12 protein-coding genes and 1 pseudogene are annotated in these 13,263 nt (G+C 56.6%); 2 read left to right on the top strand and 11 right to left on the bottom strand.

Annotation, left to right across the window (positions count from 1 at the left end; genetic code table 11):
- Positions 1–12: 12 nt before the first annotated feature.
- Positions 13–966, top strand: a complete 954-nt coding sequence (locus tag HMPREF9166_RS11135) for an AEC family transporter (RefSeq protein ID WP_009754114.1) — start codon at positions 13–15, stop codon at positions 964–966.
- A 76-nt stretch (positions 967–1,042) separates the two neighbouring features.
- On the opposite strand, the gene HMPREF9166_RS11130 is transcribed toward HMPREF9166_RS11135, so the two are convergent.
- Positions 1,043–3,235, bottom strand: a complete 2,193-nt coding sequence (locus tag HMPREF9166_RS11130; RefSeq protein ID WP_009754113.1) for a methyl-accepting chemotaxis protein — start codon at positions 3,233–3,235, stop codon at positions 1,043–1,045.
- Between the two features lie 421 nt (positions 3,236–3,656).
- Between HMPREF9166_RS11130 and HMPREF9166_RS11125 the strand changes: the two genes are divergently transcribed.
- Complete coding sequence (locus HMPREF9166_RS11125; RefSeq protein WP_009754112.1) at positions 3,657–5,168, top strand: Na+/H+ antiporter NhaC family protein; 1,512 nt, start codon at positions 3,657–3,659, stop codon at positions 5,166–5,168.
- An 89-nt stretch (positions 5,169–5,257) separates the two neighbouring features.
- On the opposite strand, the gene HMPREF9166_RS11120 is transcribed toward HMPREF9166_RS11125, so the two are convergent.
- The 10 genes and pseudogenes from HMPREF9166_RS11120 to HMPREF9166_RS11080 all read right to left on the bottom strand — a co-directional run bounded on the left by HMPREF9166_RS11120 (position 5,258) and on the right by HMPREF9166_RS11080 (position 13,250).
- Entirely contained in the window at positions 5,258–6,067 is an 810-nt protein-coding gene (locus HMPREF9166_RS11120) for an SDR family oxidoreductase (protein WP_009754111.1), read from the bottom strand.
- 41 nt (positions 6,068–6,108) lie between these two features.
- The gene (locus HMPREF9166_RS11115) at positions 6,109–7,107 is read right to left on the bottom strand and encodes a PTS glucitol/sorbitol transporter subunit IIB (protein WP_006691021.1); all 999 of its coding nucleotides are present in this window, start codon (positions 7,105–7,107) and stop codon (positions 6,109–6,111) included.
- A 19-nt stretch (positions 7,108–7,126) separates the two neighbouring features.
- The gene (locus HMPREF9166_RS11110) at positions 7,127–7,678 is read right to left on the bottom strand and encodes a PTS glucitol/sorbitol transporter subunit IIC (protein ID WP_009754110.1); all 552 of its coding nucleotides are present in this window, start codon (positions 7,676–7,678) and stop codon (positions 7,127–7,129) included.
- A 34-nt stretch (positions 7,679–7,712) separates the two neighbouring features.
- Positions 7,713–8,105, bottom strand: coding sequence for a transcriptional regulator GutM (locus HMPREF9166_RS11105; protein WP_006691023.1), 393 nt, complete (start codon positions 8,103–8,105; stop codon positions 7,713–7,715).
- 16 nt (positions 8,106–8,121) lie between these two features.
- The gene (locus HMPREF9166_RS11100) at positions 8,122–9,060 is read right to left on the bottom strand and encodes a sugar-binding transcriptional regulator (protein WP_039981749.1); all 939 of its coding nucleotides are present in this window, start codon (positions 9,058–9,060) and stop codon (positions 8,122–8,124) included.
- A 197-nt stretch (positions 9,061–9,257) separates the two neighbouring features.
- Positions 9,258–9,629, bottom strand: coding sequence for a DUF488 domain-containing protein (locus tag HMPREF9166_RS11095; RefSeq protein ID WP_009754106.1), 372 nt, complete (start codon positions 9,627–9,629; stop codon positions 9,258–9,260).
- A 116-nt stretch (positions 9,630–9,745) separates the two neighbouring features.
- Positions 9,746–10,414, bottom strand: coding sequence for a hypothetical protein (locus HMPREF9166_RS11090; protein WP_009754105.1), 669 nt, complete (start codon positions 10,412–10,414; stop codon positions 9,746–9,748).
- Positions 10,415–10,700: 286 nt separating this feature from the next.
- Positions 10,701–11,336 (bottom strand): nucleoside transporter C-terminal domain-containing protein, encoded by a 636-nt coding sequence (locus HMPREF9166_RS13205; protein WP_254655046.1) that lies wholly within the window; start codon positions 11,334–11,336, stop codon positions 10,701–10,703.
- Positions 11,337–11,669: 333 nt separating this feature from the next.
- Positions 11,670–11,897: pseudogene (locus tag HMPREF9166_RS13200) on the bottom strand (Na+ dependent nucleoside transporter N-terminal domain-containing protein); the annotation flags it as partial.
- 30 nt (positions 11,898–11,927) lie between these two features.
- Complete coding sequence (locus tag HMPREF9166_RS11080; RefSeq protein WP_039981423.1) at positions 11,928–13,250, bottom strand: pyrimidine-nucleoside phosphorylase; 1,323 nt, start codon at positions 13,248–13,250, stop codon at positions 11,928–11,930.
- Positions 13,251–13,263: the final 13 nt, after the last annotated feature.

Genomic DNA, 13,263 nt, shown 5'->3' with positions numbered 1-13,263 from the left:
AGAGGTTTTCCCATGGACAGTTCTGATTTCCGCATCATCTATCTCTTCACCGACCTCCTCGCACCGCTCATCGTCGGCTATCTCCTCTATCGGCGCGGCATGATCTCCGACGCACTCATCAGCCGTATCCTGCGCCTGAACGTCATCATCATCTACACCGTCCTTGCCCTCATGAGCTGCTGGACACTGCCGATCTCGTGGGACCTTGCCCTCATCCCCTTCTATGGCATCCTCATCGTTCTCTTTCCGGGGTTCATCGGCTGGGCATTCTTCATCCGCAAATACCACAACCCGCTTGACCGCGGTGCCTTTCTCTGCAACGCCATGATGTCGAACATCACCACCCTCGGCGGAGTCTGTGCCTACATCATCTACGGCGAGCAGGGTTTCGGCTACGCGCAGATCATGGGCATCTTTCAGACGATCCTACTCGTCCTCGCCGTCTTTCCGATGGCGCAGTTCTACTGTCTCCAGCATGAAAATCACGGCGACACGGGCAAGGTCAGCCTACGCGTGCGCGATATCCTCCTCTCGTGGAATCAACTCAGCATCCTCGGCATGGCGGCGGGGCTCCTTCTCAACGCGGCAGGCATTGCGCGTCCGCCCGCTGTGGGCACGGCATTCGAGGGACTGATTCACTTCGGTGCATGGTTCGGTATGCTGCCCGTCGGTGCGCTCATCAACCTGCATCGCACACGTCGCTACGCGCCCTACACCCTCGACCTCTTCATCCTGCGCTTTCTCGTCATGCCCGCCTTTATGTTCGCGATCAGCTATCCCTTCGTCCACGATCCCGTCCTCCTCGGGGCAATCCTCGTCTTCTCCGTCACGCCGGGTGCGATCAACTCTGTCACAGCGGCAAAACTCTATCATCTCAACGTGGACTTTACCATCTCTGGATTTCTCACGACAAGCATTGCCTTCTTCTTCCTCGTCTATCCCGCGCTGTTCTTCCTGCTGCGATAAGCCCCTACGTATGCAAAATCCCTGCCGCATTCCTGCGGCAGGGATTTTCAATGTCAATATATTAGGTAACCGACGATCAGAGGCGGAAGCGCTCAACCTCATTCTGCAGATCGGTCGCGATCTGGGCAAGGCTCTCGCTCGCCTCGGCGATATCCGCGAGTGCCTGCGTCTGCGTGTCGACGGCGGCTTCCGCCTCATCCGTCGTCGCATCGTTCTCCTTTGCCATATCCATCAGCTTATTGCTGACGGCAGCGATTGCCTTGTTCTTCTCCGTCAGCTTCTCGGAGGATTCGTTCAGCTTCGTGACAACGCTGTTCGCGCCTTCGACCGCCTCGGCAATCATGTCGAAGCGACGCTGCGTACGCTCGAGGTTGACGTTGCTCTCCTCGACCAGCTTCTTCGAGACCTCCATCGTATCGACCGCCTGCTGCGACTTCGTCTTGAGCTCGCCGATGATACCGTTGATCTCATCCGTAAAGCCGCGCGACTGCTCCGCGAGCTTGCGGATCTCCTCGGCGACGACCGCGAATCCGCGTCCCGCCTCGCCCGCACGCGCCGCCTCGATGGCAGCGTTGAGCGCGAGGAGGTTCGTCTGCTCGGAGATGGACTGAATCATCGCGCTCGCCTCTTCGATGCGCTCCGCACGCTCATTCGTCTCCTCGACCACACGCGAGACCTCCTGTGTGGCATCAGCGGTCTCGGCGGACTTCTTCATGAGGTCGGCGAGGATCTCCGCGCCCTCGGTCTGGCGCTTTTGGATATTCGCCGTCGCCTCGTTCATCTCCGTCATGACCTTGCGGTTGTCATCGAGCAGGTGGAGAATCTCGTCTGTATGATCGACCGCATCCTGCGTGTCCGCAACCTGCACGCGTGCACTCTCAGCGATGTCGTGGATGCCCTTGCGCACCGTCTCCGCCGAGTGCGCCGTGTTCTGCGCCGTCGCCGTCAGCTCCTCACTCGTCGCCGCAACAGACTGGGAGACACCGTTGATCTTGCCGATGATCTCGCGCAGGCTGTTCGCCATGCGCCCGAGTGAGCGAATCATCGCGCCGATCTCATCGGCACGATCCAGATAGATCGCGGCATGCTTTCCCTTCTCGTGATCCAGATCGAGATCGGAAAAACGTGTCAAAATCCCCGTCACATCCCCAATGGGAACGATCAAGCGCCGCTGGATGAACATTGCGAGGGCGACGACGAGCGCTACGGTACAGATCACGGCAAGCACAATGGAGAAAATCACCATCTCGCGTGCCGTACCGACAAATTTATCCTTATCTGTAACGGAGAAGATCGCCCACGGCGTATCAATGCCGTCGTAGTGGAGCGCGTAGAAGACGTAGACCGACTCCTTGCCTGTCGTCGGCGACACATTCATCAAGCTGTATGGACCGTCTGTGAAGATCTCCTTCTTATCCTGCTCCGTCGATCCCATCAGCTGGAATGCATCCTTCATAACGGAGTCGGGACTCGTTCCATGCGCCACGAGGCGTCCCGCATTATCGATCATGAGGTAGATGTTGTCCGGCGTACTCGCCTTCTCGAAATCCTTCTGGATCTGCTCCATGTCAAAGTCAAGTGAGATTGCACCGACAAAATGCCCATCTACAATCAGAGGGATGGCGAGCGACACCACAAGAGTCTTCTTGCCGCCGACCTCATCATAGTATGGATTTGTCAGCGTGAGTTTGGACGTACGCTTTGGCTCCGTATACCAATCAGCCGTCTCATAGCCCGTGCTCGGCTCGAGCTCTACGCTGCTGCCCTCACGGCTCACGTAGGAAATCATGCGTCCTGTGCTGTCCGAGAGCGGGTCGCTCGTATGTGCGGCATCATTGCCGTCAAAGGCATTCGGCTCAAAGACCACACCAACACCCGCAAGGTTACTGTTGGACTGGATCAGATCTGCAAGCATTTGGTTTAGTGCCTCACGGCTGCGTGCCTCCGGCGGTGCCTGCATCATCGTGTAGATGCGCTGACGCAGCCCCTCCCCCGACTGTTTGACCGAGGCATAGCGGCTGACGACCGGACGGATCTTGTCCCCCAGCTCGTTGTACTTCGCCTGCGTCCCCACGGTGAGGAGTTCATCGTACGCGCGGTAGCCGACGAACGAAACGAGGATCGTCACCATCACGACAATCCCGACGAGCGTGATCGCGTTCAGCTGAAAGCCGATACCCCTTCCCTTCTTTTGCCCTTGTTCCTGCAAAATATTCTCCCCTTTCCCTGCGCTCGGCCGTTTCAATGCAGAACAACCATCCCCTGCCATAACCGCACGCAAAAGCAACAGTATCCACTGCCATTAACAGTAGCTTTCGTCATGGTCTTCTAAATTCTCTCTAAGACGACTAATTCGCCGCATAAATATATTTTTCCTGCCTTGGCAAAATATATTTTTTATGCATGTGCTCCTGGCACAATAATTTAACGCCGTAATTTTTCATCCGAACCTTTTGCCAAATCCTGATTTTTTGCTATAATGGTAAGCAATTTCGTAAGGGAGTCGCTGATAAAATAAAGTCTGTCAGATTGGTGCAGATTGTTTCATCCGGTTGTGGCGGCAAACCAGACGCATAGCCAAAGCTATGCGGGATTTGCTGACAAAATACGGGCAAAAAGATGCGTTGAGACGGCGGTGCTGAATTTATCCGTACTTTCTTAAATACTATCTTAGGGAGTGTATCTAACTCATGACAGCAACCGCATGGTCGATTCTGCCGCCAATCATCACCATCGTCCTCGCACTCTGGACAAAAGAAGTCTATATGTCGCTCATCATCGGTATCTTCTCGGGGGCAATGCTCTTTGCAGGAGGGAATTTTCTGCAGGCGACGCTCACGATGTTTCAGGTCATGGCAGACAAGGTGGGCGGCAACGTCAACATTCTTGTCTTTCTCGTCATCCTCGGCATTCTCGTTGCCGCCATCACACGCTCCGGCGCAATGAATGCTTACGGCGAATGGGCGACACGGGCGATTCACGGCAAGCGAAGCGCGTCGCTCGTCACGGTGCTCCTCGGCATCGTCATCTTCATCGATGACTATTTCAACTGCCTCACCGTCGGCACGGTCATGCGCCCCGTTACGGACAAGTTTCAGATTGCGCGGACAAAACTCGCCTACATCATCGATGCTACGGCAGCGCCGATCTGCATCATCGCTCCCGTCTCAAGCTGGGCTGCGGCAGTCGGCTCCTCCCTGCCGGAGGACTCGCCCATCGACGGCTTTATGCTCTTTTTGCAGACGATCCCATTCAACCTATACGCATGGCTGACAATTTTCTTCATGCTCTACATTATATGGACGGGGCGTGACTTCGGAGCGATGCGCAGAAGTGTCGAGAAGTCCAATGTGGAGTTCGAGATTCCGAAGGAGTATCAGGACACGGCGGAGGCATCGGCAAGTGCAGCGAGCGAAGGACGCGGCAAAATGATCGATCTCGTGCTCCCCCTGCTTGTCCTCATCGCCGCCTGCATTTACGGGATGCTGTATACGGGCGGCATTCACGAAGGCAAGAGCATTGCACAGTCGTTCGCCGACTGCGACTCGTCAAAATCTCTCGTGCTTGGGTCGTTCATCGCCTTCGTCTTTACGGGGCTGCTCTACCTGCCGCGCCGCGTCGTCTCGTTCAACGTGTTCTGCGACAGCTTCGGCTGGGGATTCAAGGCAATGACCCCTGCCATCTTCATCCTCTGCCTTGCATGGACGCTCTCGGGGATCTGCAGCAAGGAGTACCTCAACCTCGGCGGCTTCGTCGGCACGATTGTCACCGCCAATGCGGGCGTTGTCATGTTCCTGCCGCCGCTCTTCTTCCTCGTTGCAGCAGGGCTTGCCTTCGCGACGGGCACGAGCTGGGGCACATTCGGCATCCTCATCCCAATCGCCATCGCCGTCCTCGGACAGACGGCGCCCGACATTCTCGTCGTCTCTGTCGCCGCTATCCTCTCGGGCGCGGTCTGCGGCGACCACGCCTCACCCATCTCCGACACCACCATCCTCGCCTCGGCAGGGGCACAGTGTCACCATCTCGACCACGTATCGACCCAGCTGCCCTACGTTGCTGTCGTCGCTTCCTGCTCCCTCATCGGCTACATCACCGACGGACTGACCGAAAACGGCTATATTGGACTCGCCGTGGGCATCGCAGCCCTCGCCATATTCATGGTCGTGCTCTCCTCACGCGTCACATCGGCAGAGCAGTGAACAAACTACAAACTGTATCGTATACGAAAACGCCGCCAACGGAGCATAGAGCCCGTTGGCGGCGTTTTGTCATATCTTACTTTTTTGTGTCAGCCCCGCGTCTTCCCGCCGGCGACGTTGTACGTAACGCCGTGGATATAGGACGCACGCTCCGAGGCGAGGAAGGCGACGAGATCGGCGACCTCACTAAGCTTTCCACTGCGTCCGAGCGGTGTGGTCTTGGTACTCGCATATCCCTTGCGCAGGTCATCGACGGTGATGCCGCGCGTGTAGGCGAGAGCCTCCTCATAGGCCAGAGTACGCAGCCCCGTCGCCTCAAGGATACCGGGCGCAACGGCAACAACGCGCACGCCCAGCTTGCCGAACTCCTTCGCCCACGAACGCGTAAAGGAATTGACCGCATTCTTCGTTGCCGCATAGATGCTCTGCCCCTCGGAGCCCTCGATGCCGCTCTCCGAGCTCATGTTGATGATAACGCCGTGTCCCTGTGCGACAAGCTCTCGCCCGACTTCCTGTGCACAGAGATAGACGCCCTTGAAGTTAACTGCCGTTACCTTATCAAAGACAGCATCGTCCAGTTCATACTTACCATGCGGATCCTTCGGATCAACCAGGAGACGCGGAATATTGATGCCTGCATTGTTGACGAGGATATCGATATGTCCAAACTTCTCCTTCGCCGCAGCAACCATCGCTGCAACACTGGCACGCTTCGTCACATCAGTAACGACGTAAAGCACCTTTCCATTCTTTTCATCAAAGGCAGGTGCCTGCGGGTTCATATCGCAGACGACAACATTCGCACCCTGCGCCAAAAACTCCTCGGCGACCGCCTTGCCGATCCCCGACGCGCCGCCCGTAACAATCGCCGTCTTTCCCTCGAGATTCAACCAGCTCATATCGTATTCTCCTTTTCCCTTACGAAAGAAAGCAAAATATCTCAGTTCTCATACAGCCCCGCACTGGCGATCCACGCAATGATAACGGCGAGCGGGCCTGTCATGAAGCGAGAGTAAAGGACAGCGGGCACACCGATCTCCACCGTCTTGGCATCTGCCTCGGCAAGACCGAGGCCGACAGGAATAAAGTCGCAGGCGCACTGCACGTTGATCGCAAACACAGCAGGGAGAGCAAGATTCGGCGGGATATGCCCAAGCCCGATCTCCACACCAATCAGCACACCGACCACCTGTGCGATGACTGCCCCCGGCCCAAGAAACGGAGAAAGAAGCGGAAACGAGCAGATAAGAGCTAAGATAACCAATCCAATCGGAGAGGATGCAAGCGGCGAGATAAAATGCGCCACGAAGTCGCCAAATCCCGAACCGAGGATAACGCCAATCAGCATGGAGACAAAAGCCATGAATGGAAGGATCGTCGTAATCATGGTATTGACGGACTCGCGTCCCGCCTGATAGAACGTAGCGACGATGCCGCCCATCATCTGCCCGATCTTTGCCATAAGGCCGCCGGACTGCTCCGTGATTTTCTTCGTCGTATCGTACTTCGGAGCTGGTGCCGCCGCAGCTGCATCGGATGCAGCCGGCGCAGCAGGCGCTGCCGAGCCGTCGCTGAATGCGATATTGTTCGGCTTGACCGCCGAGACGTAGATATCCTCCTTGATGTACTGGGCAAGCGGACCAGAGGGTCCCGTCTGCTTAACGTTCACCGTAAAGATGCGCTTCTGCGGGTAGATGCCGCAGCGCAGCGTGCCGCCGCAGTCAATGACCACGGCGAGGATTTCCTCCTCCGGAACACTGGTCTTGAAGCCATCCACAACCTCTGCGCCCGTCATTTCGCCGAGACGAAGGGCAACATCCGAGATGACCCCGCCCGTGATATTGACGATTTTATTTCTCTTCTCGTCCGGCGTCAGCGTGAGCGGGCCGCCAAAGCCGCCCGAACCTGCTGAGACGACAACACTTTTATACTCTGCCATGGTATTGCTCCCTTCTTCCTTACTTCATCACAGCGGGCTCTTTGCTGAGCTCAACGCCCTGCTGACGCTGCACATACGCCGTCGTGAAGTCCGTCAGCCAGCCGCGCAGGAAGTTGACCACGAGACCGACGAGCAGATAGCGGACGGCAAGATCCGTATAGGGCAGTCCGAGCGTCGTAATGCCGTTGGCAACGCCGAGGAACACGAACATCTCACCGGGATTGACATGCGGGAACATACCGTTCATCGTATGGCATGCCGAAGACGATGCTGCATAATACGAGGGCTTGTAAAATTCCGGGAGGAATTTTCCCAGCGAGAGTGCCATCGGGTTGCAGAGGAAGAACACCCCGATAAACGGAAGAATGACATAGCGGGAAAATGGATTGCCTGCACAGAAATGTGCAAATCGCTCCACGCGCTCATTTCCGACGAAGAGAACGATTGCGTTCATCGCGACGAGCAGGCAAAGCAGCGTCGGGATAATGCCCGTCACCCAGCTGATGAGTGTCTCACCGCCCTTGTTGAACATCCCGATGAATCCCTGTGCGAAAAGAATGAGTGTGTCCATGCGTTTGTCTCCTTTCACATGGAAAAAATTAGTCTTATGCTGAACCGGCGAATGCCGTGCCCTGCTCCTGATAGATCATATATTCCTCACGCGCGCCAAGCACGGCGCGGCGCGTTTGGCGATCATAGCGGGCGACATGCTCCTCATCGAGATCGAGGAGATTCACCCCGTTGAAGTCGTCAAATGGTCGGAACCCCGCGAAGACGGTGACCCCCTTCATGATCTCCCCACGCAGGATATTGCAGTCCCCATCGATCACAAAGAGCACAATCGCCCCTGCGGCAAAACGCCCCTTTGCCTTACCGATGGCGACGCGCCCCTCATGGCGCAGTTCACGCACATGTGCGGCAAAACGGCGAAACTGGAGGATGCTCAGTACAAGCTGAAGAACCCACATACTCACCGCAATAACGATCAGCCAAAACATTGTTCTCACCTCCGAATTATTCATTGAGTAAAATCTTTGCTGTCTCCTCATCCGTGATGAGAACATTGATATAGCGGCCACGCAGTGCGCCGAGAATGGCAGGCACCTTCTCACGCGATGCCGCCATGCCGATGCAGTACGGCAGGCTGTGGAGGCGCTCAAGCTGCACCGCGATGATGCGGTCATGGAACTCGTTCGTCACGGGGCGGCCGTCCGCATCGTAAAACACGGAGCAGATCTCCCCCACAGCACCGCTGCGCAAGAGGCTCTCGATCCCCTCTCGACCAAAGCTCCCCATCCAAACCAAGTTGGAGGATTTGACGGGGGCGCCGATGCCGACAATCCCAATATCGAGTTTTTCCCAAAGTTTTGAAATCTGCTCGAAATTGATATCCTGCCGAATCGCCTCTGCGATCTCGCCCGTGCGCGCAATAGCAGGGGCATAGATATAATGACTGCGCCCGCCAAAGGCGTTTGCGAGTTCATAGCAGAGCGTATTCACATGAAGTTCGCTGTCGAGGCTCTCAGGCCCTCCATCAAGCGGAACAAAATCCGCACGCACCGCACGAATTTGCTCCTCGGCCGCGCAGCGCGTCAGCTCGCGGATGCTCGTCCCCCACGCCAGACCGATGGTCTGTCCATCGGCCGCAATTCGGCGCAGCAGGCTGAGCCCCGCCTGTCCCATGCGCTTCTTGACCTGCTCGAGGTCAATGCTGTGTGCGACGACGCACGCCTCACGCAGGCCGAAGCGGCGCTCCAAGGCACTCTCGAGTTCCTCGTTGCTGTCCATCTCAACGGTGATGCGAACGATCCCCGACACAAGCGCACGCCGCAGGTACTTGCTAACCGTCGTGCGGTCAACGCCAAGCCGCTGTGCAATCTCGCTCTGCTTCAAGCTTTCTGTATAGTATAGATTTGCCGCCTTGATAAGGATCCGTTTATCAACGGCCTGCATCATCATCCCCCTTTCCTATCAGTTTTCACATATGTGACGAACCAGCTCATATGTTGCTGTTATAGATAGAATATAGCGTGTTTTATTCTTTATCGCAAGAAAAAAAGACCGTGATTTGAAATAATCACAGTCTTTTCCCGATGATTGATCAAACATCGTCACATAAGTGACATCACTATATCAAAAGTGACAATGCATCACTTATCCATCATTCCGTTCATCCAGTCGCGCAGAACAACTGCCTGATTGAGCTTCGGATCCTTCGCTCCGTAGAGAAGTGTGACGTTCTCCCCCTTTGCAAGGTGCTCAGCGGCCGTTTTCATGTGCGCAGGTGCGGCACTGCCTGTCGAGAGTTCCATCCGATACTTTTCGGTAAACTCCGCAAAGTTTTCTGCCTTGTGTCCAAACCACTTGCGCAGTTCGGGGCTCGGTGCGATATCCTTCCACCAGTCCGCAAGGGCGGCATGCTCCTTCGAGATGCCGCGGGGCCAGAGACGATCCACAAGAACGCGGAACCCATCGTCCTCTGTCGGTGCCTCATAAACGCGTTTGATACGAATTTCTGCCATGATAACGCTTCTTCCTATAGCATAGAAAATACGACCGTTGTTATCTTAGCACATTTTTACAGCTGCGTCAGAAAATCTTTCGCATCTGCTCATATCTCTCACCGATAAGCCCTGCCTCACGCCGAACGGGCAGCCCTCATCGGTGCATCCATACCGATATAGTCCTGAACGGAGCGCACCTCGCCCGTGCGCAGTGCCGCAATCATGCGGTTGATCCGCGGCGGCGGAGTCCACTCGAGTGGGAGGAAACAGCCCTCGCAGTGATTATACATGACGTGCAGATCATTCTCCGCCTGTCGGCGCAACATGGCATACTCCGCCGCACGATGCTCGTATCGCCGGCCTGCACGCAGGTAGCCAATCGCGCTGACCGCCGCCCACAGGACAAAGTAATATGTCCAGACGAAATGCGGCAAAAAAGGAGAGAGAGGGAAATAGACAAGTGCAGCGGCAAGTCCGCCGACGAGCAGCCAGAACGGAAAGGATGGGTGCGACCCCCCGCACTCAATGCTGCGCAGGTCGTCGACAACCTGATAGAGATTACTGTACTTCACAAAATAGTCCCGCAGACGTTCGAGTTCTGCCAGCTGTTCCGCCGTATCTGCCGGCGGCGCAGTTGGTTCGTTCGGCGCGATCGTTGCCGGCATCTCATGGCGTTTTCGGGCTGCCGTATCGGCGAGAAAACTCCATGTCTCAAGCTCATCATCGACAAGAGCACGCCCCCCGCAATGCGGACAGATGCGCGTCAGATTCTCGATCTTCGCGCCGCATTCCTTGCAGATCATCCGTCTTTCTCCTTTCTGAAAAAATACTTGCTGGTTGTTATATCTGAATCGTTTGTAATTATTGTGTCGCTAATCAGGTGGGACTTTAGAGATATTCTATCACAAAATATCATCTTTGTCTAATAAATAGATTGTATTCATAGGAGGTTCGTCGTTAGCAATCGCGGATAAAATGAAGCCCGTCCGATTCGCACAGCTGATTTTATCATTGTTTCCCTAAGGAAAACAATGATAAAAAGATGATGCTGTACATTGATTTCGTACAGCAGCCCCCAGAGGATCGTACCTACCAGACAAACAATCCACAGATTGCGGCAGATAGCAGCGAAACCAGCAGTCCGGACAGCATCATGTAAACGACGTTGCGCGCAACGATCATATTGCACTCAGGGTCAACCAGCCCCTTGAAGCAGCCGAGGATGATGCCAACCGTCCCGAGATTGGCGAATGACGTGATGAATACGGTCATCACAGCCTGCATGTGCGCCGGCCACGTCGGAACCACCTCCTGAATCTGCAGCATGACGACAAATTCGTTCGTGATGAGCTTTGTGCCCATGTACTGGGCAATCTGGAATGCCTCTGCCGGCGCAAGGCCGAGCAGCCACGCAAACGGGAACAGCACGACGCCGAGGATGAGCTCGAGCGAGAGCGACGCATGCAGCAGACCGAGCAGGACATTGACGCACTTGAGCAGTGCCACGATGGCGATGATGTTCGCACAGATGATAAGGACGAGACGCCCTGCACCGAGAATCGACTCCGCGAGGTAGGAGAAGAACGGCTCGCGCTCCCCGCCCTCACTCAGCGCAGCAATCGTGTCCTCCTCCGGCGCAACCTTCACGGGATGGAGAATCGAGGAGACGAGCAGCGCATTGATCACGTTCAGCGGGATCGCCGTGACGACGTACTCCGCCGGCATCATCTTGACATAGACGGCGATGAGTGCCGCCGTCACGCAGCTCATCGACATGAGACCGATGGTCAGCACGCGCTCCTTGCTCATCCGCATGAGCTGGAGCTTCGACACGGCGAGTGCCTCCGTGTTGCCGAGGAACATCATCTCGATGGCGAAGAACGACTCGAACTTCGGTGCACGCGTGAGGAACGTGAGCAGCTTGCCAACCCAGCGGATGATGAACGGCAAAATGCCGAAATACGTGAGGATGTCAAAGAGCGGCACGACGAAGAGGATCGGCAGGAGCCCTGCCGCAAAAAAGTTCATCTGCGGTACGTTGACCCAGTCAGGGAACACGAACGCGATACCGACGTACGAGATGTGGATCAGCTCTGTGAACCCGCTCACGGCGGCCGTAATCATATCGCGGCCAATCTGGAACAATGTCAGGAACCACGCGAGCACGAGGTTCAGCGTGAGAAGCTAGGCAACCGAGCGCCACTGGATCTCCTTGCGGTTTCGCGAGGCGAGTACGCCGATTCCGAGGAACACCACAAGGCCGAGCAGGTTGACGAAGAAAAACATACGAAATCCTCCCCCCGAAAGAGTTTTTGGCTAGTACCGTACGACCTTGTCTTTTTCCACGCGGGCATAGACAAGCGGACGGTTGGGCGGCACCTCTTTTCCAATGGTAATCGCCGCACGGAAGAGCTGCGCCGCGCTTTCGCCGCGCTGCGCGCTCTCGGTATAGAGCGTTGCGATGACATCGTCCGACGTCACTGCATCGCCGTACTTCTTATGCAGGATAAGCCCGGCGGCGAAATCGATCGGACTGTCCTTCGTCTCACGTCCTGCGCCGAGCACAACGCTCGTCTCACCGATTTTCTCCGCATCCATGGCGGTGATGTAGCCGTCCGCCCCCGCGCGAATCTCCACCTGCACAGCCGCCTGCGGGAACTTCGATGCGTCGCGCAGCACGGCATCGTCGCCGCCCTGCCGCCGTACCATCGTACAGAACGTCTCGAATGCCGATCCGTCCGCAATCGACTGCTCCGCCATGCGGCGACATTCCTCGATTGTCCCCTTGCCGACGAGGTAAAGCATGTTCTCCGCGAGCTGGAGCGACACCTCCGTCAGATCACGTGGTCCCTTGCCGCGCAGCACGTCCGTCGACTCTGCGACCTCGATGCTGTTGCCGATGCCGTGACCGAGGGGCGTATCCATATCCGTGATCAGCGCAACCGTGCGCCGACCTGCGCCCTCGCCGATGGCGACCATCGTCTGCGCGAGCGCGATGGCATCGTCGAGCGTCTTCATAAACGCGCCCGAGCCCGTCTTAACATCGAGCAGAATACAGTCCGAGCCTGCGGCGAGTTTCTTACTCATAATCGAGGACGCAATCAGCGGGATGGAGTCAACCGTCGCCGTCACGTCGCGCAATGCGTAGAGCTTCTTATCCGCTGGCGCGAGATTGCCCGACTGTCCGATGACCGAGACGCCGCACTCGTTCACGATGGAGAAGAATTTCTCCCGCGAGATCGCCGTCTCATAGCCGGGGATTGCCTCCAGCTTGTCCACAGTGCCGCCCGTATGACCGAGACCGCGCCCGCTCATCTTTGCGACGCGTCCCCCGCAGGCGGCGACAATCGGAGCGCAGATGAGCGTCGTCTTGTCGCCGACGCCGCCAGTCGAGTGCTTGTCCACCTTCTTGCCGGCAATCGCCGAAAGATCGACACGGTCGCCCGAGTCTGCCATGGCAATCGTCAGTGCGGTCGTCTCCTCCGCCGTCATGCCGCTGAACCAGATCGCCATCAGCATGGCGGACATCTGGTAGTCCGGAATCTCCCCCGCGACATAGCCCTCGACCATACAGCGCAGTTCCTCGGCAATCAGTTCGCCGCCGTGCTTCTTCTTCGTAATCAGGTCATACATGCGCATGGGTACATCCTCC

It is taken from the genome of Selenomonas sp. oral taxon 149 str. 67H29BP (genome assembly GCF_000146365.1).
Taxonomy (GTDB): Bacteria; Bacillota; Negativicutes; order Selenomonadales; family Selenomonadaceae; genus Centipeda; species Centipeda felix.
This window is presented reverse-complemented; position numbering and strand designations above follow the sequence as displayed.

Coding starts and splice junctions, on each gene's coding strand:
- HMPREF9166_RS11135 (WP_009754114.1), top strand. CDS start 13: ATGGACAGTTCTGATTTCCGCATCATCTATCTCTTCACCGACCTCCTC.
- HMPREF9166_RS11115 (WP_006691021.1), bottom strand. CDS start 7,107: ATGGCAGAGTATAAAAGTGTTGTCGTCTCAGCAGGTTCGGGCGGCTTT.
- HMPREF9166_RS11130 (WP_009754113.1), bottom strand. CDS start 3,235: ATGGCAGGGGATGGTTGTTCTGCATTGAAACGGCCGAGCGCAGGGAAA.
- HMPREF9166_RS11125 (WP_009754112.1), top strand. CDS start 3,657: ATGACAGCAACCGCATGGTCGATTCTGCCGCCAATCATCACCATCGTC.
- HMPREF9166_RS11100 (WP_039981749.1), bottom strand. CDS start 9,060: ATGCAGGCCGTTGATAAACGGATCCTTATCAAGGCGGCAAATCTATAC.
- HMPREF9166_RS11105 (WP_006691023.1), bottom strand. CDS start 8,105: ATGTTTTGGCTGATCGTTATTGCGGTGAGTATGTGGGTTCTTCAGCTT.
- HMPREF9166_RS11110 (WP_009754110.1), bottom strand. CDS start 7,678: ATGGACACACTCATTCTTTTCGCACAGGGATTCATCGGGATGTTCAAC.
- HMPREF9166_RS13205 (WP_254655046.1), bottom strand. CDS start 11,336: ATGCCGGCGGAGTACGTCGTCACGGCGATCCCGCTGAACGTGATCAAT.
- HMPREF9166_RS11120 (WP_009754111.1), bottom strand. CDS start 6,067: ATGAGCTGGTTGAATCTCGAGGGAAAGACGGCGATTGTTACGGGCGGC.
- HMPREF9166_RS11095 (WP_009754106.1), bottom strand. CDS start 9,629: ATGGCAGAAATTCGTATCAAACGCGTTTATGAGGCACCGACAGAGGAC.
- HMPREF9166_RS11080 (WP_039981423.1), bottom strand. CDS start 13,250: ATGCGCATGTATGACCTGATTACGAAGAAGAAGCACGGCGGCGAACTG.
- HMPREF9166_RS11090 (WP_009754105.1), bottom strand. CDS start 10,414: ATGATCTGCAAGGAATGCGGCGCGAAGATCGAGAATCTGACGCGCATC.